The following is a 25,585-nucleotide window of genomic DNA, read 5'->3' as shown; positions in this document are numbered from 1 at the left end:
GTTACGTAAACGGGGGGTTCTCAATTCCCCTCCGCTGCGAGGCGCATCGATGCCCGGAGCGATCGTGCCGCCGAGGGACGAAGGAATTGAGCGAAACGTGAAGCACCGCAAGCCGAGTCGGATCAAGGCGAGCACCTCCCTGACGCTGGCCGGTGCGGCCGCGGTGGTGTCGCTGCTGTCCGCGCCCGCCAACGCCGCCCCCGCCGACCCGGGCGCGGTCCCGGCCGATCAGCAGCAGCCCGACGGCACCCAGCCGCCCACCGAATCGCCGGCCCCGGACGCGAAGGCGCAGGTCGCGCCCGCGCCCAAGCCGGAGAACGTGCAGCCGGGCACCACCAAGCCGCAGCAGAGCCAGCCGGGCGTCACCACCCCGACCACGCCGAACACCCCGGCACCGGACAACGGTGCGGCCAAGCCGGATTCGGGTCAGCCGCAGGGCGCCACCCAGCCCGATGGCACCCCGAAGCCGGACGCCAACGCGCCCAAGAGCGATCCGAACGTGCAGCCGGCCGGTACCGACCCGCAGCCCGCGCAGCCCAAGTCGCTGCGGCCCTCGCAGCCGGGTGTGACCGTGCCGCGCGTGGCGCCGCTGCCGGTGCCGGGTCAGTCGACCCAGGCCCAGCCCGCGGTCACCACCCCGCAGCCGAACCAGCCGGGCCAGCAGACCCAGCCCGGTCAGCAGGGCGCCCAGCCGGTGAAGCCGAACGACCAGAACGCGCAGCCGGCCGTCACCACCCCGAACCAGGACCCGGCCGTGGACACCATGACCGGCCAGCCGACCGTCACCCCGCAGCAGCAGCCGCACTGGCAGTCGCCCGCGGTGGACACCGCCCCGGCCGCGCCGGTGGTCGAGATGACCGGTCCGCACACCGAGCTCGGCGTCAACCTCGACGGCGGCGCGGTGCTGCCGGGCTGGGCCGCCAACACCCACCACTTCAGCAACCTGGACGGTTACGTCGGCACCATCGGTTACACCACGCCGGGCGGCATCGGTGAGGCCGGCATGTCGCTGGACTTCACCAAGGTCAACCAGATCAAGGTGACCGCGTTCGCGGGCAATGGTCCCGACAACGACCAGAAGTTGGAGTTCGTGCTCGACACGGCCGCGGCCAATGCGGCCAAGGCCGATGCCGAGAACTTCATCCGCCTGCTGCCGGGCGGCGCTACGGTCCTGGAGGCCGCGGCCCAGATTGGTAAGCTCCCCGAGGGTGATCGGCCGTCGCAATCGGTCGACGTCGTCGGAGTGACCGCGCAGGTGGGCGGTTCGGTTCAGTACTGACAGGTCCGTCAGGGACCGGATACGGTGCCGGCGGGAGCAGTGATGTCGCGTGGGGCGGTCGGGAGCGACCGCCCCACGCGTCTGTGGCGAAAGGACGGGTGATGGCTTCGGGCAAGGACGAATCCGCCGACCGTCAGGTATCCGAGGGCGAGCAGCCGGAACCGGCCGGTCCGCCGGATTCCGGGTTCGGGCCCTCGCTCAATGACTTTGGGCCCTCGCTCAATGATTTCGGGCCGTCGCTCAATGATTTCGGCCCCTCGCTGAACGACTTCGGTCCCGCGCCCACCGCCGTCGTCCCGGGCTGGAGTCCCGCGCCCGCTCCGCAGAGTCCCGATCTGTCCTGGCGGCCCGCGGGTGCGCCGCCGCAGTTTCACGCGCCCGACGCGTGGCAGCCGGTCACCGGTCAGTACCCGCCCGTCACCGGCATGTCCACGGGCCAGTATCCGGCCGTGGACGGCGCCGGGCGGCCCGCGAGTACCGCCGATATCGAACAGACCGTGAGAATCCCGCCTGGCGGGTCGCAATCGGCAGCCGCGGACGCGGCGACGCCCCGCGCCGCTGATCCTGATCCGGCTGCCGCCGAACGGAATTCGGCGGGCGGTGACGAGACCGCCGAGCCGGACGGGCCCGCGGATTCCTGGTGGCGCTCCGCGCCCAGCGGCTTCCCGCCCGCGCCGCCATCGGAATCGGCTGCGGCCCAAGGGGAATCGCTGTCCTGGGCGGACGATCCGATCGCCAAGGCGCTGGCGCCGAAAGCCCCTGCGCCGGAACGCAAACCGGAGTCCGAGGGCCCGCCGTGGCGCCGGATCGGCCTGATCGCGGGCGCGGCGGTGCTGGTGCTGGCGGTGGCAGGCGCCGCGGTCTTCGCGGTCACCCGCGGCAAGGACGACACGGCGGCCGGCGGGGCCACCACCACCGGCGCGGCCGCGCCCACCGCGACCGACGCCGCGCTGAGCTGCCCGGCCAAGCAGGACGGCAAGCTGACCATCGGCAACGGCGTGGGCGGCACCGGCAGCGGTGTCGACGCGATTCTCGGCTTCGAGCACGCCTTCTACGTGGACCGCAACGGCGCGAAGGCGCGCACGTTCGTGGTGCCGGAGGCGACGACGGTCCAGCCGGCCGACGTCATCCAGCACAAGGGCATCGATCTGCTCAAGCCGGGCACCACCTACTGCCTGAAGATCGTCGAGGTCGCCCCGGAGTCCTACGACGTGGACATCACCGAGCATCACGCGGACGGCACCACCGATGTCTACACCGAGCACATCATGACCACGGTGCGTGACGGTAAACACCTGATCATGTCGATCGAGTAGCCGGACCTGGGCGTCTTGTGGAAGCCGGGCCGGTCCACCGGCGCCGAAGTGGACCTATCGTCCCATGATTCGGGAATGGGATTTCATATCCTGGTAGGCGTGTGACATGGTGGAATTTCGCATACCCCGGCATCGCCTTCGGAGGTGTTTCCATGTCCGCGACCTTCCCGCCCCTCGCGCGGCGTCTCGACGGCCTGCAGAGCTCGGCGATTCGTGACCTGCTCAAGCTCACCTCGCGCGCGGACATCATCAGCCTGGCCGGAGGTTTGCCGGACGCCGAACTCATGCCCCGCGACCGCATCGCGGTAGCCGCCGACGCGGCGCTGTCCGACCGCTCGCGGCTCCAGTACACCGAGTCCCCGGGCTGGGGCCCGCTGCGCGAGGTGCTGGCGGTCCGCGAATCCGGCCGGCTGGGCCGCGCGGTCCCGGTCGAGGAGATCTTCGTCACCCACGGCTCGCAGCAGGCGCTCTCGCTGCTGTCGGAGGTGCTGCTGGACCCGGGCGCGCTGGTCGTGGTGGAGGATCCCGCGTATGTCGGTGCCCTGCAGGTCTTCCGGGCCGCCGGGGCGCGCATCGTGGCCGTGCCCCTGGACTCCGAGGGCATGCGCCTGGACGCCCTGCGTGAGCTGCTGGCGGCGGGCGAGCGCCCGGCCGTGGTCCACACGGTCAGCAACTTCCACAATCCGGGCGGGGTCACCCTGAGCCCCGAGCGCCGCCGCGAGCTGGCGAATCTGGCCGAGCAGTACGGCTTCTGGATCATCGAGGACGACCCGTACGGTGAGCTCTGGTTCGACCGGCCCTCACCCGCGCCGGTGGCGACATACTCGCCCAACGTGATCCGCCTCTCCAGCGCCTCGAAGATCCTCGCCCCCACACTGCGCGCGGGCTGGATGATCGCCCCCACCCCGGTGTGCCGCGCCGTGGAGCTGCTCAAGCAGGGCGCGGACCTGTGCGGATCGGCGCTGACCCAGCAGATCACCGCGGACCTGCTCGCCGACACCGAATGGCTTGCCGGCCACGTGGATTCGGTCCGCCAGGTCTACGGCACCCGCGCCAAGGCCCTCGTCGACGCCGTGCGCGGCCGCTTCGGTGACCGCGTCTCCAGCACCGACGCCGCCGGCGGCATGTTCGTGTGGGTCGACTTCACCGACGGCACCGACACCACCGCTCTGCTGTCCCGGGCGCTCGACGCGGGCGTCGCGTACGTCCCCGGCAATGCCTTCGCCGTCTCCACGGACTACACCCACTCGATGCGGCTGTGCTTCACCACCTCCGACGAGGCGACGCTCGCGGAAGCCGTCGACCGGCTGGCCAAGGCGCACGCGTCCGCGTAGTGCTCACACCCAGTCGTAGGTGCGTTCCACCGCCTTGTTCCACTCGCCCATGAGGTGGTCGCGGTCGGCGGCCGGCATGGCCGGGGTCCAGCGTTTGTCCTCGGCCCAGTTGGCGCGGATGTCGTCGGTGGAGGACCAGTAGCCCACCGCGAGACCGGCCGCGTAGGCGGCGCCCAGGGCGGTGGTCTCGGTGACGACCGGCCGGACCACGGTGGCGTCGAGGATGTCGGACTGGAACTGCATGAGCAGTTCGTTGACCACCATGCCGCCGTCCACCTTGAGGGTGACCTTCTCGACATCCAGCCGCTGCGCGTCGGCATCGGCGCGCATGGCGTCGATGACCTCACGGGTCTGGAAAGCGGTGGCCTCCAGCACGGCTCGGGCCAGGTGGCCCTTGGTGACGAAGCGGGTCAGGCCCGCCACCACGCCGCGCGCGTCGGGCCGCCAGCGCGGGGCGAACAGGCCGGAGAAGGCGGGAACCACGTACGCTCCGCCATTGTCGGCGACCGTGCGGGCCAGCGGTTCGATCTCCTCGGCGGCGGAGATGATGCCCAGATTGTCGCGCAGCCACTGCACCAGCGAGCCGGTGACCGCGATCGAGCCCTCCAGGGCGTAGACCGCGGGCTGATCACCGAGCCGATAGCAGACGGTGGTGAGCAGCCCGTGCTCGCTGAAGACCGGGGTGGTGCCGGTGTTCATGAGCATGAAGTTGCCGGTGCCGTAGGTGTTCTTGGTGTCGCCGGGGGACAGGCAGGCCTGGCCGAAGGTGGCGGCCTGCTGGTCGCCGAGGATGCCGGCCACCGGGACGCCGGTCAGGGCGCCGGTGGTGATCGGCGCGTAAACCTCTGAGCTGCTGCGGATTTCGGGCAGCATGGCCATGGGCACGCCGAATTCGGCGCAGATCCGCGGATCCCATTGCAGCGTGCGCAGATCCATCAGCATGGTTCGCGACGCATTGGTGACGTCGGTGATGTGCAGGCCGGTCAGGTTCCACAGGATCCAGCTGTCCATGGTGCCGAAGCACAGTTCTCCGGACTCGGCGCGCTGCCGCGCGCCCGGCACGGCGTCGAGGATCCAGCGCAGTTTCGGCCCGGCGAAATAGGTGGACAGCGGCAGGCCGGTGCGGTCGGCATAGCGGTTGGGGCCCTGGTCGCCGGCGAGTTCCGCGGTGAGATCGGCGGTGCGGGTGTCCTGCCAGACGATGGCGTTGTGGATGGGCTTGCCGGTGGCGCGTTCCCAGACCACGGTGGTCTCACGCTGATTGGTGACACCGGCGGCCGCCACCTCCGCGGCGTCGATGCCGCAACTCCGCAATGCCTCGGCGATCACCGATTCGGTGTTGCGCCAAATGGATTCGGGATCATGTTCGACCCATCCGGGTCGCGGGAAGATCTGTTCGTGTTCCCGCTGAGCGACTCCGGCGATTCGGCCCTGATGATCGAAGACGATGCACCGACTCGACGTCGTGCCCTGATCGATGGCGGCCACATAGCGACGCATCGATCGAGGCTAACCGACCGGACCTATTACTGTGGGCTACGGTAGCGCTGGGTAGCCGAAAATTAGCCCGGAGGAGACTCGCATGACGAATCAATCGCGATCGCAGTTCCTCGGCCCCGAGCAGCGTGAGGCTGCCTGGGGGCGGCTCGGCAAGGACACCTTCGATGTCATCGTCATCGGCGGCGGCGTGGTCGGCGCCGGAATCGCGCTGGACGCCGCCACCCGGGGCCTGGAGGTCGCCCTGGTCGAGGCCCGCGACCTGGCCTCCGGTACCTCCAGCCGTTCCTCCAAGATGTTCCACGGCGGTCTGCGCTACCTGGAGATGATGGAATTCGGGCTGGTCCGTGAGGCTCTCAGGGAGCGCGAGCTGGCGCTGTCCACGCTGGCGCCGCACCTGGTGAAGCCGCTGAAATTCCTCTACCCGCTCACCCACCTCGGCTGGGAGCGTCCCTACGTGACCGCCGGCCTGGTGCTCTACGACACCATGGGCGGCGCGAAATCCGTTCCCGGACAGCATCATCTGACCCGCTCGGCCGCACTGCGGCAGGCCCCCGGCCTGAAGCGCGACGCCCTCACCGGCGGGGTGAACTACTACGACACCGTCGTCGACGACGCCCGCCACACCATGACCGTGGCCCGCACCGCCGCCCACTACGGCGCGGTCATCCGCACCTCCACGCAGGTGGCCGGCTTCCTCAAGGAGGCGGACCGGGTGGTCGGCATCAAGGTGCGCGACACCGAGGACGGCCGCACCAACGAGGTGCGCGGCAATGTCGTCATCAATGCCACCGGCGTGTGGACCGACGAGATCCAGTCGCTCGCACAGCAACGCGGCCGATTCCATGTGCGCGCGTCCAAGGGCGTGCACATCGTGGTGCCGCGCGACCGGATCGCCAGCGATACCTCGCTCATCCTGCGCACCGAGAAGTCCGTGCTCTTCGTCATCGCCTGGAACACCGACCACTGGATCATCGGCACCACCGACACCGACTGGAACCTCGACCTCGCGCACCCGGCCGCCACCAAATCCGACATCGACTACCTGCTCGAGCAAGTCAACAAGGTGCTGGTCACCCCGCTCACCCCGGCCGATATCACCGGCGTCTACGCGGGTCTGCGGCCGCTGCTGGCGGGGGAGAGCGACCAGACCTCCAAGCTGTCCCGCGAACACGCGGTGGCCCGCATCGCCCCCGGCCTGGTCGCCATCGCCGGCGGCAAGTACACCACCTACCGGGTCATGGCCTACGACGCGGTCGACGAAGCGGCACAGTACATTCCGCAGCGGGTGCCGCCCACCATCACCGAGAAGGTGCCGCTGCTGGGCGCGGACGGCTATCACGCGCTGATGAATCAGACCCCGCACCTGGCCGAGAAGTACGGCGTCCACCCGTACCGGATCCAGCACCTGCTCAACCGCTACGGCTCCCTCATCGACGAGGTACTCGGCCTCGCCGACGGCAAACCCGATCTGCTGCAACCGATCACGGACTCACCCGGCTACCTGCGGGTGGAGGCCGTCTACGCGGCCGTCGCCGAGGCCGCCCTGCACCTCGACGACATCATGGCCCGGCGCACCCGCATCTCCATCGAATACGCCCACCGCGGTGTCGATTCCGCCGACGAGGTGGCGCGGCTGGTGGCCCCGGTACTGGGCTGGTCGGAGGCCGATATCGAGCGGGAGGTGGCGATCTACACCGCCCGGGTCCGGGCCGAGATCGACTCCCAGACCCAGCCCGACGACGCCTCCGCCGACGCGCTGCGCCTGGTGGCCCCGGAGGCACGCCGGGAAGTGCTGGACGCTCAGCGCACCAATTTATAGTTGAACTCCGTGGTGCCCAGTGCACCCATGAGCCGCACCCACAGCGGCAGCATCATCTCGGTGCCGCGGGCGGTGGTGATATCGCCCAGGTCGATGATGTCGCGCCAGCCGAACTCGCGCAGCAGGCCGCTCACGGTCTCCTTGGCCTCGGCGTCGTCACCGGAGACGAAGATCGTGTGGTCGCCGCCCGCCACCCGCTCCGGATGCACCATCACCTCGGCGGTGACGGTATTGAGCGTCTTCACCACCCGCGCCTCGGGAAACGCCCGCTGCACCTGCTCTCCGACCGAATCGGTGTTGCAGATCGCGAGAAACGGCGGAAATCCCAGCGAGAAGTCCAGCGGATTCGAGATGTCCACCACCACCTTTCCCGCCAGCTGCGCCGCCCCCGCGCCCGACAGCGCGGCCACACTGGCCTGCCCCGCCGTCGCGTTGATGATCAATTCCGCCCCGGCCGCCGCCGCTGCCGCGGTGGCCAGCGGCGCCGGAAACGGCTCCTCCTCCCGCGCCTGCGTGGCCTGGACATCCCGGGTCCCGATCACCACGTCATGTCCCAGTTCCACCAACCGCGCCGACACCGTCCGCCCGACCGCCCCCGTGCCCAGGATTGCGATTTTCATGCCCGCAACCCTAGGCCCGGAAACCGGGCCCGGGAACGCATTTCGGCAGCGACAATTGTGTCTGTCGCGTGAAATACCGGGCCACAACCCGGCCGGTGAGAGCGGTCAGCGGTGGGGCGGCTGGCAGCGGGGACAGAAGTAGATGCCGCGTTCGGCGCGGGTGGCGTTCGCATCGTCGCCGAGCAGATGGACGACCAGGGCCGTGCCGCAGCGGGGGCAGGGTCGGTGCTGGCGGCCGTATGCCTGTGCGCGCCACGGTGGTTCGTGGGCGGCCTGGACCAGGACACGGTGGGCCTCGTCGACCAGGGCTGGCAGGTCTTCGATCTCGCCGACCGGGGTGGCGGGATGGACGCGGCGGAGGAAACAGATTTCGCTGCGGTAGATATTGCCGATCCCGGCGAGGTTGGTCTGATCGAGCAGGGCCAGGCCGATGGGGCGGCCGGGGTCGCCGGACAGGCGGCGGACCGCCTCGGCGGGATCCCAGTCCGGGCCCAGCAGATCGGGGCCGAGATGGTCGGTCGCGGTGTGTTCGTCGGGGCGGCGCAGCACCTCGACCAGGCCGAGGGAGAAACCGACGGCTTCGGCGTCCGCGGTGGCCAGGATCAGGCGCGCGGTGAAACCCGGTCTGGTCCACCGCTGTCCGGGCGCATAGACCCGCCACTGGCCTTCCATCTCGAGATGGGTGTGGATGCTCAGGTCCGGGGTGCGGACGAACAGGTGCTTGCCGTAGGTTCCGACGCTCTCGATCTCCCGGCCCCTCAGGTCGAGGGTCGCGTATCTGGGCACCCGGAAATCGCTGCGGGTCAGCACCTTGCCCGCCAGGGCTTTTCGGAGCCGGTTGGCGGTGAGAAAGACCGCGTCGCCCTCAGGCATGCGGGCTCACGGGCGGCTCCGTAGCCGGAAGCCCTTCGGGGTCGTCGCGAAACCGGCCTCGGTGAGGAAGCCGGCGAAGGTGTTGCCGTGCACCGATTCCCCGTTCACCCGGTCGATGACCAGGGAGTCCACCCGGCGGTCGTGGACCAGGGCGGCCAGGGCGGTGGCCGCGGCCGTGCGCACCGCCGGGTCCTCGGTGAAGGTGAGCAGGGTCTTGCCGCCGCGCTCCAGATACAGCGCGAGTTCGCCGTCGACCAGGACCACCAGCGCACCCGCCTTGCGGCCGGGACGGTGTCCCGCCCCCTCGGCCGCCGCCTTGGGCCAGGGGAGCGCCGCGCCGTACGGATTCGCCGGATCGCAGGCCGCCAAGGCCACCGCGATCCCGACCGGCCCGGGTGAGAAGCCGTCGCCCGCCGTGCGGGTGCGATCGGTGTCGAAGGAGCGCAGGCGGTCCACCACGTCGGTGGTCGAGAATTGCGCGCCGCCCAGCGAATCCACGAAGTATCCGCGCCGGCAGCGGCCGCGATCCTCGAACTCGGTGAGCACCCGGTACATGAGTGCGAACCCGCCCGGCACGCCTTCGCTCTGCACCGAGCCGCGAGTCAGCACGCCGTACCGCTCCAGCAGTACATCGGCGGTGGCGTGAGCGCGAATCGTGGTGTCGGCCACCCGTTCCGGCAGCAGTGACCAGCGGCCCGACACCTGTGGCGAGGCGGTGCGGGCGGGCATTCCGGTGCGCGGCAGGTACATTCGCCCGCGCGGGGCGCGGCGCGGCGTCCGGTGCGCGGTGGTGGTGCGGGTGGTGCCCGCCAGCAGGGCGCGCACGGGCGCGAAGGTGTCGCCGCCGATGTGCCCGGCCCACACCAGATCCCACAGTGCGGTCGTCACGGTGGCCTCGTCGTCGGAACCGGCGCTTTCGAGCAGCTGCCGGAAAAAGTACGCACCGCCGGTATTACCCGCCACGACCTGATACTCGCCCTTCGGCAGCGCAATGCCGACCGGCCCAGAGCCCTCGCCATCGGCGCTCGCGGTGTGACCGGAGCCTGCGGTGTGACCGGAGCCCGCAGTGTTTCCAGCGCTCGCGATGTCTCTGGGGGCGGCGGTGTCGGCGGAGCCCGCGCCCGTGGCGACGGTGCCGCCGATCACGGTGGCCCCCAGAGTCGTCAGCAGCCCGATGTGCCGCTCGGTGAGATCGATGTCATCGGGCGGCGGCAGCGTCAGTCCCGCCTGTTCGGCCGGATGCAGGGCGATCCAGCCGTCCTTGGCGGTGATCGACCCGTGCCCCGACCAGATCACCTCGCCGGTGGCCATCAGCTCGTCCAGCATGGCGGGGGAGTAGTCGCGCACCCGCAGCGGCAGGATCAGCGATTCCCACGCCGAGGCCGGAATCGGCACGCCCGCAAGCTGTTCCACCACCGCGGCGACGCCGTCCACGCCGCGCAGCTCCCCGGAGCCGACATGCTGCCAGGACGGCAGGAAGCGGCCCAGCGCGGCGGTCGCCACCGGTTCCACCTCCTTGCGGGCGGCGGCCAGCGAGCGCCGGCGCAGGCGGCGCAGCACCTCGCTGTCACACCACTCCGCGCCCGCCGCACCGGGCGTGAACTCGCCCTCCACCACCCGCTTCTCGAGCCCGAGGCGGTGCAGCGCGGTGGCCGCCACGGCCGGGCCCAGCCCGAAACGATGCGCTGCCTGCGTCAGGGTGAACGGCCCGTGCGTGCGCGCGTAGCGGCCGATCAGATCGCCCAGCGGATCGGCGACCGGCTCGATGAAGGCCGCCGGGACCCCGATGGGCAACGGCACGCCGAGCGCGTCGCGCAGCCGCGAGGCGTCCTCGATGGCCACCCACCACTGCGACCCCGCGAAGGAAACCTCCAGCGCCCGGCGCGATTTCACCAGCTCAGCGAACCACTCCCGCGGCTCCGCCACGCAGCGCTCGGCCGCCTCCGCGGCAGTCAGCGGGCCCAGCAGCCGCAGCAGATCGGCCAGCCCCTCCAGATCCCGCGCCTGCCGCTCGGGCGTGAGCCGCTGCAATTCCCGTTCGGTCTGCTCCAGCACCCTGGCATCCAGCAGCTCCCGCAGCTCGACCCGGCCCAGCAGCTCGGCCAGCAGGCTGGAATCGAGCGACAGCGCCGCCGCCCGCCGCTCCGCCAGCGGGCTGTCGCCCTCGTACATGAACTGCCCGATGTAGTCGAACAGCAGGGAATTCGCGAACGGCGACGGCGCGGCCGTCTCCACCTCGACCAGCCGGATCTGCCGCCGCGCCACCCGGCCCAGCAGGTCCCGCAGCGAGGGCAGGTCGTAGACGTCCTGGAGGCACTCCCGCACGGTCTCCAGCAGGATCGGGAACTCGGGGAACTTGCGCGCCACGTCCAGCAGCTGCGCCGCCCGCTGCCGCTGCTGCCACAGCGGCGCGCGTTTGCCCGGATCCCGGCGCGGCAGCAGCAGCGCTCGTGCCGCGCACTCCCGGAATCGCGACGCGAAAAGCGCGGAGCCGCCGACCTGTTCGGTCACCAGATCATCGATCTCATCGGTCTCGAACACGAACAGCTCGGCCCCCGGCGGATCATCGGTGGTGTCCGGCAGGCGCACCACGATCCCGTCGTCCGACGGGGTCGGCGCGGCATCCACCCCGAACCGCTCCCGCAGGCGGGCCGCGACCGCCAGCGCCCACGGCGCGTGCACGGGCAGCCCGTACGGCGAGTGCAACACCACCCGCCAGTCGCCCAGTTCGTCCCGGAACCGCTCCACCACCAGCGTCTTGTCCGTCGGCAGCTGCCCGGTGGCCTCCCGCTGTTCGGCGAGCAGCGCCACCAGATTCACGGTCGCGTTCTCGTCCAGGCCCGCTGTCCGGGAGACCCGCTCGAGTTCGGATTCCGGCGTGGACTTGCGCCCGGCGATTTTCGAGGCGCGTGTTGTCGAAGCAGCGGCTTTCGGGGAGTCCGCCCCCTTGGCTTCGGGATCGTGACCCGCGGCGAATTCGGCCAGGGCCTGTGCCAATTCGACGGGGGCCCGCCCCTTGGACTTCCCGGTCGCCTTCGGTCCGGCCGCCGGGGGCTCGGCCGTGCCTCGGCCGGCCGCGCGGTGCTGTTCGACGGCCTGTCCGGCGAGGCGTACGAATTCACCCAGCGCCGCACCCAATTCGGCGGGACGGCCCAGGGAATCGCCGTGCCAGAAAGGAAGCCGGCCGGGGAGCCCGAAGGCGGGTGTCACCAGCACTCGATCGAAGGTGATCTCCTCGATCCGCCAGCTCGTCGCACCCAGGGCGAAGACATCGCCCACCCGCGACTCGTAGACCATCTCCTCGTCGAGTTCGCCGACGCGGGACGCTTTTTCGCCGACCATGAACACCGGGAACAGGCCGCGGTCCGGAATCGCCCCGCCCGAGGTCACCGCCAGCCGTTGCGCGCCGGGGCGGCCGGTCAGGGTGCCCGCGTCGCGGTCCCAGACGATGCGTGGCCGGAGTTCGGCGAACTCGTCGGAGGGGTAGCGTCCCGCCAGCAGGTCCAGGACCGACTCGTAGGCCGAACGGGGCAGCGCCGCATAGCTTCCCGTGCCGCGGACGGTGTCGAACCAGGCGTCGGCGTCGATCGGCTCCAGGGCGCAGGCCGCCACGGTCTGCTGGGCGAGGATGTCGAGCGGGTGGGCGGGGACCTGGAGTTGCTCGATCTGCCCCGCCGTCATGCGCAGGGACGCGACCGCGCAGTGGATGACATCGGTGCGGTGCTTGGGGAAGATCACGCCCCGCGAGATCTCACCCACCTGGTGCCCGGCCCGGCCCACCCGCTGCAACCCGGAGGCCACCGACGGCGGCGCCTCCACCTGCACCACCAACTCGACCGCACCCATGTCGATGCCGAGTTCGAGGCTGCTGGTGGCGACCACGCAGCGCAGTCGCCCACTCTTGAGGTCGTCTTCGATGAGCGCCCGCTGCTCCTTGCTCACCGACCCGTGATGGGCGCGCGCGAGAAGCGTTGTGGCGCCGTGGATCACCTCCGTGGACGCGCCCAGTTGGGCGGGCGGCGCGTGCTCGGTGTCCACCGCCTCGCCGATGCGCGCCGCGTACGCCTCGTTCAGGCGGGCCGTGAGCCGCTCGGACAGCCGCCGCGAATTCGCGAACACGATCGACGACCGGTGCTCGAGCACCAGATCCACGATGGCCTCGTCCACGTGCGGCCAGATCGAGCCCGGTTGATCCGAATCCTCGGCGCCCGCATCGGGTTCGGTCATATCGGGCACCGGCACCCGCACCGACAGGTCGAAGGTCTTGGGTGCGGGCGGCGCGACAATGGTGATGGGCGCGCTCCCGACCAGGAACCGCCCCACCTCCTCCGGCGGCCGCACCGTCGCCGACAGCCCGATCCGCTGTGCCGGGCGGTCGAAGCGCGGGGAGGCGGAGCGGAGCAGGTCCAGTCGCGCCAGTGAAAGCGCCAGGTGCGCACCGCGTTTCGAGCCCGCGATGGCGTGCACCTCGTCCACGATCACCGTGTGCACCCCGCTGAGCGTCTCCCGCGCCGCCGAGGTCAGCATGAGGAACAGTGATTCCGGTGTGGTGATCAGAATGTCCGGCGGGGTGCGCTGCATGGTGCGCCGATCCGCGGCGCTGGTGTCACCGGAACGCACCCCCACGCGAATATCCGGTGCTGCCACGCCCAAACGCTTGGCCGTCTGCGTGATCCCGACCAGCGGCGCCCGCAGATTCCGCTCCACATCCACGGCCAGCGCCTTGAGCGGAGAGATATAGAGCACCGACGTCTTGCGCGGCCCCTCGGGCGGTTCCCGGGTGGCCAGCTGGTCGATGGCCCACAGGAACGCCGACAGCGTCTTGCCCGACCCGGTGGGCGCGATCACCAGCGTGTGCTGCCCCGCCGCGATCGATTCCCACGCCCCCAGTTGCGCGGCCGTCGGCGCGGCGAACGCACCGTCGAACCACTCTCTGGTGGCGGGTGAGAACCGATGCATTGCCCCAGTCTGCACCCGCGCACCGACAGACTCCGCCAACCTACCGGGGCAACCCGGTCATACGCGGCATCGCGATACGCCTCCAGATCCCGCGCGTAGGCTTCGGACCGTGCAGAAGGTGCTCCGACTCGACCTGGTCAGTCACGGTATGACCGAGGCGATGCGCAGAGCACGATTCCCGGTCGATGAACCCCTCACGGAAGCGGGCCGCCGCGCGGTCTCCGCCTGCGGCCGCCTGACCGCCGCCCGGGTGATCACCGCCCCCGAGCGCCGCACCATCGAGACCGCCACCCTCATGGGGCTCACGGGCGACGAGGACGATCGACTACGCGATCTCGACGCCGGGGCCTGGCGCGGTGGCGAACTCATGTCCGTGCCCAAGGAAGACCTCTATCTGTGGCTCACCGACCCGGGCTTCCGCGGTCACGGTGGCGAGGCGGTGGTCGACGTCATCGAGCGCACCGGCGAATGGCTCGCCGATATCGCCCTCGACGGCGAACCCACCATTGCCGTCACACATCCCGCGGTGATCCGGGCCGCGCTGCTGGTCACCCTCGACGCGCCCGCAAAGTCCTTCTGGCGCATCGATGTTCCGCCCGTCACCGTCACCCGGCTGCATTATCGGGGCGAATGGACGCTCCACTTCCGCTCGTGACCAGCTAGCTCTGCGGAATGCGCTGCGCGGCGGCCAGCATGGCCCGCACGGCGTCGGTGATCAGGCGGGCCGAGATCCCGGGGTCCACGGCGCGTTGAATGCCAAGGCCCAGGCCGAGACTCAGCAGCGTGGTCGCGGCGTCCTCGGCCGACATGGGCAGGGTCAGGTGCATGGAGTCGGCCAGCGCCTGCAGCTGAACCGCGACCGCGCCGCGCATCATGCTCAGGCTGGAGACCAGCGCGGCCTGTAGATCCGCGTCGTCGCGGGCCACGATGGCGAACTCGAATTCCAGCAGGGTCCAGCCGACATCGCCGAGCGTGCGCTCGGCCCAGCCCTGGAAGCGTTCCATCCGCGCCTCCAGGTCGTCCTCGCCGGCGAGCAGGTCGGTCAGCTCGGTGAACTTGGTCTCGTGAATGAGCCCCAGCACCTCGAGGCAGAGCGCGGATTTGGTCCGGAAGTTCGAGTAGACCGCGCCCTTGGAGTACCCCGCCTCCTCGGCGACCCGTTCCAGGCTGGTCTTGGCATATCCGTCCATCAGGAACATCTCGCGCGCGGTGGCGAGCAGGTCCGCGCGGGTGCGCGCCTGGCTCTCGATCCTGGTCAGTCGTGCCATGGCCACGATTCTATGTACTCCAGGATTTGGGATACCGACGGTATGTGAAAACTGCTAGTCTGCGAAACCATGAGTAACAGGAACGGGCCACAGCGACGTGGCCTGGCCATCGGGTGCGGCGGCACGGTCGGCATGGCCTGGATCGTCGCCGCGCTGGCCGCGGTACAGGACGTGCTCGACTGGGACCCGCGCACCGCCGACGTCATGATCGGCACCTCGGCGGGCGCGGAGGCGCTGACCCTGCTGGGCAGCGGCACCGGGGTCGACGACCTGGTCGCCATGCAACGCGGCACCGCCACCAACCCGATCCTCACCGACCACATGCGCTCGGAGCCCGGACGATTCCCGCCGCTGCCGCGCCCGCGCCTGGGCGCGCCCGGCCGCGCGGTCCGGGAACTGCTGGCCCGTCCCGGAAACGGTCACGCCCTGCTCACCGCGGGCAGTGGGTTGCTGCCGCAGGGGGGCGGCGACCCGGCCTGGCTCCAGCGACTGGCCGAGCGGCTGAACCCCGGCCGGGACTGGGTCCAGCACCCGGCGACCTGGCTGGTGGCCATGGACAATGCCAGCGGCGAGCGGGTGGCCTTCGGCTCCCCGTCCGCACCCGACGCGAATCTCGGTGCGGCCCTGCGCGCTTCGTGGGCGGTGCCCGGCTGGTTCCCGGCCGTCCCGATCGCGGGCCGCCGGTTCATCGACGGCGGCGCGGCCTCCACCGCGTCCGCCGACCTGCTCATCCCGGCCGGCCTCGACGAGGTCGTGGTGATCGCCCCGATGGCCTCCACCGGCGGCCTGCCGGTCACCGGCCCCGGCCACTTCCTGGAGCGCCAGCTGCGAAACCGCATGAGCGAGAAGCTCGATGCCGAGATCGCCCTGCTGCGCGCCAGCGGCGTGCGGGTGCTGCGCATCGACGCCACGGCCGGGGATCTCGCGGTCATGGGCCCCAACTTCATGGACGGCCGCCGCCGTCTCGACACCTTCGAACACAGCCTGGGCAGCACCCGCCGCCAGGTCGAACAGGGAGAGTTCAGATGAGCATCTTCGGAAACGGCTATCCCGCCATCGAATTGACCGGCGCTCGCGTGCTGATCACCGGCGCGGGCCGCGGCATCGGCCGGTGCACCGCGGAGCTCTTCGCGAGCAAGGGTGCGCAGGTCGCCATCGCCGATGTGGACAGCGCCGCCGCGCAGACGGCCGCGGCCGCCCTGGACGCCATGGCCTTCGAGCTCGACGTGCGCGACCGGACCCGGTGGGACAAGGTCGTCGCCGACTTCGGTCCGGTCGACATCCTGGTCAACAATGCGGGCGTGATGCCCGCGGGCGCCTTCCTCGACGAACCGGATGCGGTGGGCCACACCACCATGGACGTCAATGTCTGGGGCCTCATCCACGGCATGCGCGCCGTCGTCCCCGGCATGATCGAACGTGGCCACGGCCACGTGGTGAACGTCGCCTCGCTGGCCGGCAAGATCCCGATCCCGGGCCTGGCCGTCTACAACGCCAGCAAGTTCGCCGCCGTGGGCCTGTCGGCCGCCACGCGTCTGGAGTTCGCGCCGCACGGCGTCAGCGTCAGCTGCGTCATGCCGTCGGCCGTGCGCACCCGCCTGTCCTCGGGCCTGGCGCTGGGCGGTGGCATGCCGACCGTCGACCCGGAGGACGTGGCCGAGGCCGTGCTCGGGACCGTGCGCACCCGCCGCGCCGAGGTCGCCGTCCCGAACTACCTGGGCCCGATCGACGTCGCGCTGGCCGCCGCGCCCGAGCCCGCGGTCCGCCTGGTGCGCAGGCTCTTCAACGGCGACCGGGCGCTGCACCCGGCCGACGAGCAGGTGCGGGCCCGGTACGAGGAACAGGTGCGCGCGATTGCCGCCGAGGAAGACCGGCCCGAGGCGTAGACGGGTCCGGTTGGCAGGACGAGGGGTGGTTATTCGAACCGAATACCTTGCGCCAGCGGCAATTCGGCAGAGTAATTGATGGTGTTGGTGGCCCGGCGCATGTACGCCTTCCAGGAGTCCGACCCGGACTCCCGGCCACCGCCCGTCTGCTTCTCGCCGCCGAATGCGCCGCCGATCTCGGCCCCCGAGGTGCCGATATTGACATTGGCGATACCGCAGTCCGACCCGTCGGCGGCCAGGAACCGTTCCGCCTCGCGCTGGTCCCGGGTGAAGATCGATGACGAAAGTCCCTGCGGCACACCGTTGTGCAGCTCGATGGCGGTGTCCAGGCGGTGGTAGGTGAGCGCGTAGAGGATCGGCGCGAAGGTCTCCTCCCGGACCACCTCGGTCTGCGCGGGCATGCGCACCAGGGCCGGCCGGACATAGAAGGCGTTCTCGCCCGGCCCCTCGATACGCTCACCACCGCAGATCAATTCACCGCCGTCGGCCAGCGCGCGCTCCAGCGCCGCCCGCATGCCGTCGTAGGCCCGCTCGGTGATGAGCGGCCCGACGAGAACGCCCTCCTCGAGCGGGTTACCCACGCGCAGTTGGCGATACGCCGCCGAGATCCGATCCAGCAGCGGCCCGGCCACATCCACGTGCACGATCAGCCGCCGCAGCGTCGTGCACCGCTGGCCCGCGGTGCCCGCCGCCGCGAAAACGATTCCCCGCGTGGCCAGGTCGAGATCCGCCGAGGGGGTGACGATCGCCGCGTTGTTGCCGCCCAGCTCCAGCAGGCAGCGACCGAACCGCGCCGCCACCCGCGGCGCGACCTGCTGCCCCATCCGCACCGACCCCGTCGCGCTCACCAGCGCCACCCGCGGATCGTCCACGAGCTGCTCACCGATCGCCGCCGGGCCCTGGATCAGCTGGTGCACTTCGGGATCCACGCCCACCTCCCGCGCCGCCCTACGCAGCAGGGTGTGACAGGCCAGCGCGGTCAGCGGCGTCGCCTCCGACGGCTTCCACACCACGGTGTCCCCGCACACCAGCGCGACCGCGGTATTCCAGGCCCACACCGCGACCGGGAAGTTGAACGCCGAGATGACCCCGACCACCCCGAGCGGGTGCCACGTCTCCATGAGCCGGTGCCCGGGCCGCTCCGACGGCATGGTCCGCCCGTACAGCTGCCGCGACAGCCCGATGGCGAACTCGCAGATATCGATCATCTCCTGGACCTCGCCGCGCGCCTCCGCGCCGATCTTGCCCGCCTCCACGGTGACCAGTTCGCCCAGCTCGTCCCGGTGCACGGTGAGCAGCGCCGCCAGCCGCCGCACCACCGCGGCCCGCTGCGGCGCCGGTATCGTGCGCCAGCTCCGGAAGGCGGTCTCGGCGCGGGCGATGGCGGCCTCGACCGCGGCGGAATCGCTCGCGCGCAGGGTGATCAGCTCGTCGCCGGTGATCGGGGTGCGGGCCGAGAGTTCGCCCGGTTGGGGCGTTTCGACACCGAGGCGTTGCAGCAACTTCTCCGTCTGCTCACGGAGCTCACGGGTCACCCCGTCTGACAGTGCGTGACTCATTACATGCTCCAGGTTGGGTTCCGGCACCGAGTTCGGTTCGCTGCGTTAGCCTTCGCTGATGGCGGATACACCGGCGAAACTTGTACTCGACGACATCGATCGACTGCTGATCCGTGAGCTGATTGCCGATGGTCGCGCCACTCTGTCCAATCTGGCGGAGAAGGCCAACCTTTCGGTGTCCGCGGTGCAGTCGCGGGTGCGGCGGCTCGAGGCGCGGGGCGTGATTCGCGGCTACACGGCGAATGTCGATCCCGAGGCGCTGGGCCAGATGCTGTCGGCTTTCGTCGCGATAACTCCTCTCGACCCGTCTCAACCTGATGACGCACCCGCACTGCTCCAGCACATTCCGGGTATCGAAGCGTGTCACTCGGTCGCCGGCGATGAGAGCTACATGCTCATGGTGCGGGTGGCCTCGCCCAGGCACTTGGAGCAGCTGCTGCAGGAGATCCGAGCGACGGCCAACGTCCGGACGAGAAGCACCATCATTTTGCAGACATTCTATGACAAGTAAGGCCGCGGCGGCCGCAGACATTCAGGTTTCGCGCCGGTCACGGGCGTAATAATTCCGGAACTTACGGGCATAGCCGTAAAAGTTCATTTACGCTGGGTGGCGTGACCCTCGAACTCGATCGGCTCGGGGCGGCCGCCGAAACTACCCTTGTCACCCCCGCCCGGGTGCATGAGATCCTCGCCGGGAGCATTCTCGCCGACGGCTTCGACCTGGTACTGGACCTGCGCGAGTCCCGCGGCCGCCGGCTCGTGGACGCCCGCGACGGCACCGCGTACCTCGACATGTTCGGCTTCTTCGCGTCCTCGACGCTGGGCATGAACCACCCTGCCCTGCTGGGTGACAAGCCCTTTCTGGCCGGCCTCAGCGCGGCCGCGCTCAACAAGCCCAGCAACTCCGACGTCTACACCGTCGAAATGGCGCGCTTCGTGGACACTTTCGTGCGCGTGCTCGGTGATCCGCGGCTGCCGCATCTGTTCTTCATCGACGGCGGTGGCCCCGCCGTCGAGAACGCTCTCAAGACCGCCTTCGACTGGAAGTCGCGCCACAACGAAATGCACGGGCGCCCAGGTGAACTCGGCACCAAGGTGCTGCACCTGACCGGAGCCTTCCACGGCCGCACCGGCTACACGCTCTCGCTCACCAACACCGACCCGGTCAAGACCGCGCGCTTCCCCAAGTTCGACTGGCCCCGCATCGACACCCCGTATGTCGGACCCGATCATCCCGACATCGAGGCCGCCGAGCGGCACGCGCTCGACCAGGCGCGCCGCGCCTTCGACGAAAACCCCCACGACATAGCGTGTTTCATTGCCGAGCCGATTCAGGGAGAGGGTGGCGACCGGCATCTGCGCCCGGAGTTCCTGCGTGCGATGCAGCAGCTGTGCCACGAGCACGACGCGCTGTTCATCCTCGACGAGGTGCAGACCGGTGTCGGCATGACCGGCAGCGTGTGGGCCTACCAGCAGCTCGGCCTCGAGCCCGATGTCGTGGCCTTCGGCAAGAAGACTCAGGTCTGCGGCATCATGGCCGGCGGCCGGGTGGACGAGGTGCCCGACAATGTCTTCCATGTCAGCTCGCGCCTGAACTCCACCTGGGGCGGCAATCTGGCCGACATGGTCAGGGCCCGGCGGGTTTTCGAGGTGTTGGAGCACGAGGATCTGGTGGGCCGAGCCCGGGAGCTGGGCCCGTACCTGCTCACCCGGCTGACCGAATTGTCCACGGCCCATGCGGAAGTCATCGATCCGCGCGGCCGCGGCCTGATGTGCGCCATCACCCTGGCGACCCCGGAGCTGCGTAACGAGGTGGTGAACCGGCTGCGCGAGCAGGAGCACGTCCTGATCCTCGGCACCGGCGAGCGTGGCATTCGTTTCCGGCCGCCGCTGACGGTAACCGAGGCGGAGCTGGACGAGGCCGTGGACGCCCTCGGACGCGTATTGGCCTGAGCCGCAAGCCGACCGGCAGGGTCCGAGTTGTCCCCGTTTGCTGAATAGTCGCCTTTGCCCGAACCGCGTGGCGCGGAGCGACACTCCGTGATCGCGCCGCGAACCTCCATGTCGCCGCCTACTATTCGACGACATGTCAGCTCACCGTAATGCCGCCATGGCACGGTGCACCCTGTGATCGCGCGCCGTGCATGTCTGGGTCTGGTCATTTCCATCGCAATGCTGGCCGGTTGCTCGAGCGGTGGTGCGGTCACCGTGCCGCGCCCTTCCGCGCCTCCGGCCACCCCGCCCGGTGCGGCGGTGGCGCCGGACCTGCTACCCGGCATGCCGCCGCCGCTCTCGCCCGACGACATCTACGCGGCCACCCGCGAACTCAGTCCCGCCGTGGCCGATCAGCCCACCCGCGTCTACGTCCCCAACAGCGAATCCAACACCATCACCGTCATCGACCCGGACACCTTCCAGGTCATCGACACCTTTCCGGCCGGTGGCCGCGAACCCCAGCACGTCGTCCCCGCCTACGACATGCAGATGCTCTACGCCAACAACGATCTCCCCATCGGCAGCGGCAGCCTGCTGCCCATCGACCCCCGCACCGGCGAGGCGGGCGACCCCATCCCGGTCCGCGACCCGTACAACATGTACTTCACCCCGGACGGCAAGTACGCCCTCGTCGTCGCCGAGGCCGACCGCTCCCTGGACTTCTACGACCCGCACAGCTGGGAGAAGCTGCACGACATCGCGGTCCCCGACTGCCCGGGCGTCAACCACATGGACTTCACCGCCGACGGCCGCACCGCCTTGGTCAGCTGCGAATTCGGCGGGCGTCTGGCCGTGGTCGACATCGCGGGCCTGCGCCTGCTGCGCATGATCGACCTGCCCGGCGGCCGCTCCGGCATGCCGCAGGACGTCAAGCTCGCACCCGACGGCCGCACCTTCTACGTGGCCGACATGATGGCCGACGGCATCTACGTCTTCGACGCCAAGACCTTCGACAACACCGGCTTCATCGCGACCGGCGCGGGCACCCACGGTCTCTATGTCACCCGCGACTCCAAGCGGATGCTCATCACCAATCGCAAGGAGGGCAGCATCGCGGTCCTGGACTTCGCGACCGGACAGCTGGCGAGCAAGTGGCGGATCCCCGGCGGCGGCAGTCCGGATATGGGAAATCTCTCCGCCGACGGCCGCGTCTTCTGGGTCTCCGGTCGTAACAACGGCGAGGTCTACGCCATCGACATCGTCGAGTGGAAGCTGCTCGCGCGCATCCCCGTCGGCCGCGGCCCGCACGGTCTCACCATCTGGCCCCAGCCGGGCAGATACTCGACCGGCCACACCGGCGTCATGCGTTGAGCCCCTCGGCTTTCCGGGGCGTGCGCGGGCCGGAATCCCGCCGGCCCGCGGTGTGTGGACCCGGCCAAAACCGGGCCGGGATGACTGGGGGAATTTGCTATTGAACAGCGTTCGAGTCGCGCCGGTGCGGCGCTCGAATCGCGCGCTCTACCTGCGGCTTTCTACTGGCGGGTAGCCAATAACCGTACTCGCGAGTAGCCCCGTCTGGATTACGAAGGGGGTCTGGTACTGGTTACACTCCCCGTCATGACGAGTGTCCAGCAGCAGCCTTCGCCGGGGTCGGCGGGCGCCCCTGATATCCACACCACCGCCGGCAAGCTGGCTGACCTGCGCAATCGGCTGGAAGAGGCCAAGCACCCGATGGGTGAGGCCGCGGTCGACAAGGTCCACGCCAAGGGCAAGATGACCGCGCGCGAGCGCATCCTCGCCCTGCTGGACGAAGGCTCGTTCGTCGAACTCGACGCCCTGGCCCGCCACCGTAGCGTGAACTTCGGTCTGGAGAACCAGCGTCCGCTGGGCGACGGCGTGGTCACCGGCTACGGCACCATCGACGGCCGCGACGTCTGCATCTTCTCCCAGGACGTCACCGTCTTCGGTGGTTCCCTCGGTGAGGTCTACGGCGAGAAGATCGTCAAGGTCATGGACCTGGCGCTCAAGACCGGCCGCCCGCTGATCGGCATCAACGAGGGCGCCGGCGCGCGCATCCAGGAAGGCGTCGTCTCCCTGGGCCTCTACGGTGAGATCTTCCACCGCAACATCCAGGCCTCGGGTGTCATCCCGCAGATCTCGCTGATCATGGGTCCGGCCGCCGGCGGTCACGTCTACTCGCCCGCGCTGACCGACTTCGTGGTCATGGTCGACCAGACCTCGCAGATGTTCGTCACCGGTCCCGACGTCATCAAGACCGTCACCGGTGAAGAGGTCACCATGGAGGAGCTGGGCGGCGCCCACACCCACATGGTGAAGTCCGGTGTGGCGCACTACGTCGCCTCCGGCGAGCAGGACGCCCTGGACTACGTCCGCGACCTGCTGAGCTACCTGCCCAGCAACAACCGCGCCGAGGCCCCGCGCTTCCCGGCCACCGCCGCCGCGGGCGCCATCGAGGAGAACCTCACCGAGGCCGACCTCGAGCTGGACACCATCGTCCCGGACTCGCCGAACCAGCCCTACGACATGCACGAGGTCATCAAGCGCCTGGTGGACGACGAGGAGTTCCTCGAGGTCCAGGCCGAGCGCGCGATGAACGTGATCGTCGGCTTCGCCCGGATCGACGGCCGCAGTGTCGGTTTCGTCGCCAACCAGCCCTCCCAGTTCGCGGGCTGCCTCGACATCGACGCCTCGGAGAAGGCCGCGCGCTTCGTGCGCACCTGTGACGCCTTCAACGTCCCGATCATCACCCTGGTCGACGTGCCCGGCTTCCTGCCCGGCACCGGCCAGGAGTACAACGGCATCATCCGGCGCGGCGCCAAGCTGCTCTATGCCTACGGTGAGGCCACTGTGGGCAAGATCACAATCATCACCCGCAAGGCTTACGGCGGCGCCTACGACGTCATGGGTTCCAAGCACATGGGCGCCGACGTGAACCTGGCGTGGCCGACCGCGCAGATCGCCGTCATGGGCGCCTCGGGCGCCGTCGGTTTCGTCTACCGCAAGCAGCTGCAGACCGCGGCCGCCGAGGGCAACGACGTCGACGCGCTGCGCCTGGAGCTGCAGAACGAGTACGAGGACACCCTGGTGAACCCGTACGTGGCGGCCGAGCGCGGCTACGTCGACGCGGTCATCCCGCCCTCGCACACCCGCGGCCAGATCGTGTCGGCGCTGCGGCTGCTGGAACGCAAGATGGTGTCCCTGCCGCCGAAGAAGCACGGCAACATTCCGCTCTGATAATGCGATATGCGCGGTGTGTGGGGCGCACACTGTCGAATGGGACAAAGGTCTCGTACCGCGCACGATCGCCTCATCCGAGCGAAGATGTTCAGGAATGGCCCTCGCCGTCGAGGGTTGTAACGAATACCGTTTGCGGCCCGGACAAACACGGGCCACGAACGCGCCGCACACCCTGCGGCGAACGGACAGGAGGACTGGCGCTGTGACGACCATGGCCGATGAAGAAGTACTGCGCGCCGCCGAACTGGATCTAGCAACCGTCGATGAACTGGCGGACGCCGTCGACACGGCCGTCACCGAGGTCGCACCGTCGAGCACCGACCCGGTCATCCGGGTCCTGAAGGGCAACCCGACCGACCTCGAGCTCGCCGCCCTGCTCACCGTGTTCGCCGCCGCGTCCGCGAGCGCCGCGGCCGCACCGGCCGAGACCGGCCCGGCCGACAACTGGGGTGTGCCGACCCTGATGCACCGTGGCTCTTCGCCCTTCTCGCCCTACGCTTTTCCGGCGCTGTCGCACCGGCGCGACTGACGGCCTGTGACCGTCTTCGTACTAGCGTCTCAATCTCCGGCCCGGCTCGGCGTCCTGCGCAATGCAGGCGTCGAGCCGGTCGTCCGGGTGTCCCATGTGGACGAGGACGCGGTGGCCGCGGCGCTGCCCGCGGATACCGCACCCGATCGTGTCGTCATCGAACTGGCCCGCGCCAAGGCGCGTGAGATCGCCGGTCAGCTGGCGGCCGATCCCACCTTCGCCGATTCCGTTGTGGTGGGCTGCGATTCGATGCTGCTCGTGGACGGCGTACTCCAGGGCAAACCCCTGACCCCCGAGGCCGCCCGCGCGCGCTGGGCCGAGATGGCCGGGCGGAGCGCCGATCTGCTCACCGGGCACTGCGTGCTGCGGCTGCGTGCCGGTGAGGTCACCGCCGAGGCGGCCGACTGTAGTTCCACCACGGTGCATTTCGCCAAGCCCGAACCCGATGAACTCGACGCGTACATCGCGACGGGGGAGCCGCTGCAGGTGGCCGGATCCTTCACCCTGGACGGCCTGGGCGGCTGGTTCGTGGACAAGATCGACGGTGATCCGTCGAGTGTGATCGGTATCGGCCTGCCGCTCGTGCGCCGGCTACTGGCCGAAGTAGGCGTCGGTATTGCGCAGCTGTGGGTCGGTCGCCGCGCGTAGCTGCGGTTCGGTGGCGGTCCGCAGTTGTGGTGCGATACGGCCGGTCGAGGGCGCTAGCCGAGGCTCGCCGGACTCGGCCCGACCCTCCTCGCGCCCGGCCTCGCCGGGGCGCCCCTGCAGTAGTTCCAGACGGGCGACACACAGTTCGGGTTCCACGAACGGGTGTAGGCGCACGGTCACGCTCTCGCGGCCGCCGTTGCGGTCCAGTACTTCTCGCATGAGTCCCAGGTGCACGCCGCACACCACCTCGGAGTGGGTGCGGGCCAGTTCGCGTAGCGGGCAGGCGGTCATGCGGATCAGGGCCGACTCTTCGGTCTCGCCGGCCTGGTCGCGTTCGGGGGCGAAGCCGAGCTCCGACATCAGGGTGACGGTGAGGTCCTTGGCGTCTTCCAGCGTTTCGACGGGCTGGTCCGCCGCTTCCAGTTTCGAGCCCCAGGCGCGCCCGGCCGCGATGGCGGCCTCGGAGCGGCGGCGCGGATCGCTGCCCAGCTGATCGGCGAGCACCTGCGCCAATTCCTGATAACCCACCGATCGCTGTACAGCGGTATAGCCGATGCGCGGGCGACCGCGGCCGCGCGGCGGCTGCTGAAATTGGCGGACCAGCGATTCCCGGGTTAGGACGTCCAAATGAAAACGCACCGTTGTCACATGTTGTCCGGTGACGCGCGCCAGTTCCTGGGCGTCGAGAGGCTCGCTGGCGCCACGTAGGATCGCAAGCAGTCGCCGTCGCGGCCAAGAATCGGACATAGCTCACCCCTCCTCTCGAGAGACTTTATCGGATGAAGCTGCGCTTAATTCGCTC

At 69.8% G+C, this 25,585-nt stretch carries 20 protein-coding genes; 13 read left to right on the top strand and 7 right to left on the bottom strand.

Annotation, left to right across the window (positions count from 1 at the left end; genetic code table 11):
* Positions 1–97: 97 nt before the first annotated feature.
* From ABZV44_RS00245 to ABZV44_RS00235, 3 genes are all read left to right on the top strand, one after another.
* On the top strand, positions 98–1,279 hold the full coding sequence (locus tag ABZV44_RS00245; RefSeq protein WP_354830157.1) for a hypothetical protein: 1,182 nt from the start codon (positions 98–100) through the stop codon (positions 1,277–1,279).
* Between the two features lie 101 nt (positions 1,280–1,380).
* The gene (locus ABZV44_RS00240; protein ID WP_354830155.1) at positions 1,381–2,595 is read left to right on the top strand and encodes a hypothetical protein; all 1,215 of its coding nucleotides are present in this window, start codon (positions 1,381–1,383) and stop codon (positions 2,593–2,595) included.
* Positions 2,596–2,747: 152 nt separating this feature from the next.
* Positions 2,748–3,929, top strand: a complete 1,182-nt coding sequence (locus tag ABZV44_RS00235; protein ID WP_354830154.1) for a PLP-dependent aminotransferase family protein — start codon at positions 2,748–2,750, stop codon at positions 3,927–3,929.
* A gap of 3 nt (positions 3,930–3,932) precedes the next feature.
* Here ABZV44_RS00235 and glpK read toward each other — a convergent pair whose 3' ends face one another.
* A complete protein-coding gene (gene glpK / locus ABZV44_RS00230; protein ID WP_354830152.1) occupies positions 3,933–5,429 on the bottom strand; it encodes a glycerol kinase GlpK in 1,497 nt (498 codons plus the stop codon).
* Positions 5,430–5,511: 82 nt separating this feature from the next.
* On the opposite strand from glpK, the gene glpD reads away from it, so the two are divergent.
* Positions 5,512–7,248: a glycerol-3-phosphate dehydrogenase gene (gene glpD / locus ABZV44_RS00225; RefSeq protein WP_354830150.1), complete on the top strand. Its 1,737-nt coding sequence runs from the start codon at positions 5,512–5,514 to the stop codon at positions 7,246–7,248.
* Here glpD and ABZV44_RS00220 read toward each other — a convergent pair.
* From ABZV44_RS00220 to ABZV44_RS00210, 3 genes are all read right to left on the bottom strand, one after another.
* On the bottom strand, positions 7,230–7,868 hold the full coding sequence (locus ABZV44_RS00220) for an NAD(P)-binding domain-containing protein (RefSeq protein WP_354830149.1): 639 nt from the start codon (positions 7,866–7,868) through the stop codon (positions 7,230–7,232). The two genes, glpD and ABZV44_RS00220, sit on opposite strands and share 19 nt — an antisense overlap.
* A 105-nt stretch (positions 7,869–7,973) precedes the next feature.
* On the bottom strand, positions 7,974–8,741 hold the full coding sequence (locus ABZV44_RS00215) for a DNA-formamidopyrimidine glycosylase family protein (protein ID WP_354830147.1): 768 nt from the start codon (positions 8,739–8,741) through the stop codon (positions 7,974–7,976).
* 6 nt (positions 8,742–8,747) lie between these two features.
* Positions 8,748–13,700: an ATP-dependent helicase gene (locus ABZV44_RS00210; RefSeq protein WP_354830145.1), complete on the bottom strand. Its 4,953-nt coding sequence runs from the start codon at positions 13,698–13,700 to the stop codon at positions 8,748–8,750.
* A 109-nt stretch (positions 13,701–13,809) separates the two neighbouring features.
* On the opposite strand from ABZV44_RS00210, the gene ABZV44_RS00205 reads away from it, so the two are divergent.
* A complete protein-coding gene (locus ABZV44_RS00205) occupies positions 13,810–14,355 on the top strand; it encodes a histidine phosphatase family protein (RefSeq protein WP_354830143.1) in 546 nt (181 codons plus the stop codon).
* A gap of 4 nt (positions 14,356–14,359) precedes the next feature.
* Here ABZV44_RS00205 and ABZV44_RS00200 read toward each other — a convergent pair whose 3' ends face one another.
* Positions 14,360–14,968, bottom strand: a complete 609-nt coding sequence (locus ABZV44_RS00200) for a TetR/AcrR family transcriptional regulator (protein ID WP_354830142.1) — start codon at positions 14,966–14,968, stop codon at positions 14,360–14,362.
* 69 nt (positions 14,969–15,037) lie between these two features.
* On the opposite strand from ABZV44_RS00200, the gene ABZV44_RS00195 reads away from it, so the two are divergent.
* Together ABZV44_RS00195 and ABZV44_RS00190 are read left to right on the top strand one after the other, a co-directional pair.
* Entirely contained in the window at positions 15,038–15,997 is a 960-nt protein-coding gene (locus ABZV44_RS00195; protein WP_354830140.1) for a patatin-like phospholipase family protein, read from the top strand.
* Positions 15,994–16,854, top strand: a complete 861-nt coding sequence (locus ABZV44_RS00190; protein ID WP_354830139.1) for an SDR family oxidoreductase — start codon at positions 15,994–15,996, stop codon at positions 16,852–16,854. Before ABZV44_RS00195 ends, ABZV44_RS00190 begins: the two co-directional genes overlap by 4 nt.
* A gap of 29 nt (positions 16,855–16,883) precedes the next feature.
* Here ABZV44_RS00190 and ABZV44_RS00185 read toward each other — a convergent pair whose 3' ends face one another.
* On the bottom strand, positions 16,884–18,389 hold the full coding sequence (locus ABZV44_RS00185) for an aldehyde dehydrogenase family protein (protein ID WP_354830137.1): 1,506 nt from the start codon (positions 18,387–18,389) through the stop codon (positions 16,884–16,886).
* A gap of 82 nt (positions 18,390–18,471) precedes the next feature.
* Between ABZV44_RS00185 and ABZV44_RS00180 the strand changes: the two genes are divergently transcribed.
* The 6 genes from ABZV44_RS00180 to ABZV44_RS00155 all read left to right on the top strand — a co-directional run bounded on the left by ABZV44_RS00180 (position 18,472) and on the right by ABZV44_RS00155 (position 24,783).
* Positions 18,472–18,924 carry an Lrp/AsnC family transcriptional regulator gene (locus ABZV44_RS00180; RefSeq protein WP_040855781.1) on the top strand — a complete coding sequence of 151 codons (453 nt, stop codon included), beginning with the start codon at positions 18,472–18,474 and terminating at the stop codon, positions 18,922–18,924.
* Between the two features lie 101 nt (positions 18,925–19,025).
* Positions 19,026–20,366, top strand: a complete 1,341-nt coding sequence (gene lat / locus ABZV44_RS00175) for an L-lysine 6-transaminase (protein WP_354830135.1) — start codon at positions 19,026–19,028, stop codon at positions 20,364–20,366.
* Positions 20,367–20,540: 174 nt separating this feature from the next.
* Complete coding sequence (locus ABZV44_RS00170; RefSeq protein ID WP_354830133.1) at positions 20,541–21,719, top strand: beta-propeller fold lactonase family protein; 1,179 nt, start codon at positions 20,541–20,543, stop codon at positions 21,717–21,719.
* A gap of 246 nt (positions 21,720–21,965) precedes the next feature.
* Positions 21,966–23,603, top strand: a complete 1,638-nt coding sequence (locus ABZV44_RS00165) for an acyl-CoA carboxylase subunit beta (protein WP_354830132.1) — start codon at positions 21,966–21,968, stop codon at positions 23,601–23,603.
* Positions 23,604–23,817: 214 nt separating this feature from the next.
* The gene (locus tag ABZV44_RS00160; protein ID WP_354831571.1) at positions 23,818–24,135 is read left to right on the top strand and encodes an acyl-CoA carboxylase subunit epsilon; all 318 of its coding nucleotides are present in this window, start codon (positions 23,818–23,820) and stop codon (positions 24,133–24,135) included.
* Positions 24,136–24,141: 6 nt separating this feature from the next.
* Positions 24,142–24,783, top strand: a complete 642-nt coding sequence (locus ABZV44_RS00155; RefSeq protein WP_354830130.1) for a Maf family protein — start codon at positions 24,142–24,144, stop codon at positions 24,781–24,783.
* On the opposite strand, the gene ABZV44_RS00150 is transcribed toward ABZV44_RS00155, so the two are convergent.
* Positions 24,727–25,530 (bottom strand): transcriptional regulator, encoded by an 804-nt coding sequence (locus tag ABZV44_RS00150; protein WP_354830128.1) that lies wholly within the window; start codon positions 25,528–25,530, stop codon positions 24,727–24,729. The two genes, ABZV44_RS00155 and ABZV44_RS00150, sit on opposite strands and share 57 nt — an antisense overlap.
* Between the last annotated feature and the right edge of the window lie 55 nt (positions 25,531–25,585).

Origin of the sequence: Nocardia sp. NPDC004860, assembly GCF_040609015.1 — a bacterium.
GTDB lineage: Bacteria > Actinomycetota > Actinomycetes > Mycobacteriales > Mycobacteriaceae > Nocardia.
Note: the sequence above shows the minus strand (reverse complement) of the source record. Positions and strands in the feature narration are given on the sequence as shown.

Coding starts and splice junctions, on each gene's coding strand:
- ABZV44_RS00180 (WP_040855781.1), top strand. CDS start 18,472: ATGGCGGATACACCGGCGAAACTTGTACTCGACGACATCGATCGACTG.
- ABZV44_RS00220 (WP_354830149.1), bottom strand. CDS start 7,868: ATGAAAATCGCAATCCTGGGCACGGGGGCGGTCGGGCGGACGGTGTCG.
- ABZV44_RS00200 (WP_354830142.1), bottom strand. CDS start 14,968: ATGGCACGACTGACCAGGATCGAGAGCCAGGCGCGCACCCGCGCGGAC.
- ABZV44_RS00190 (WP_354830139.1), top strand. CDS start 15,994: ATGAGCATCTTCGGAAACGGCTATCCCGCCATCGAATTGACCGGCGCT.
- ABZV44_RS00195 (WP_354830140.1), top strand. CDS start 15,038: ATGAGTAACAGGAACGGGCCACAGCGACGTGGCCTGGCCATCGGGTGC.
- ABZV44_RS00150 (WP_354830128.1), bottom strand. CDS start 25,530: ATGTCCGATTCTTGGCCGCGACGGCGACTGCTTGCGATCCTACGTGGC.
- glpD (WP_354830150.1), top strand. CDS start 5,512: ATGACGAATCAATCGCGATCGCAGTTCCTCGGCCCCGAGCAGCGTGAG.
- ABZV44_RS00215 (WP_354830147.1), bottom strand. CDS start 8,741: ATGCCTGAGGGCGACGCGGTCTTTCTCACCGCCAACCGGCTCCGAAAA.
- ABZV44_RS00210 (WP_354830145.1), bottom strand. CDS start 13,700: ATGCATCGGTTCTCACCCGCCACCAGAGAGTGGTTCGACGGTGCGTTC.
- ABZV44_RS00240 (WP_354830155.1), top strand. CDS start 1,381: ATGGCTTCGGGCAAGGACGAATCCGCCGACCGTCAGGTATCCGAGGGC.
- ABZV44_RS00165 (WP_354830132.1), top strand. CDS start 21,966: ATGACGAGTGTCCAGCAGCAGCCTTCGCCGGGGTCGGCGGGCGCCCCT.
- ABZV44_RS00160 (WP_354831571.1), top strand. CDS start 23,818: ATGGCCGATGAAGAAGTACTGCGCGCCGCCGAACTGGATCTAGCAACC.
- glpK (WP_354830152.1), bottom strand. CDS start 5,429: ATGCGTCGCTATGTGGCCGCCATCGATCAGGGCACGACGTCGAGTCGG.
- ABZV44_RS00235 (WP_354830154.1), top strand. CDS start 2,748: ATGTCCGCGACCTTCCCGCCCCTCGCGCGGCGTCTCGACGGCCTGCAG.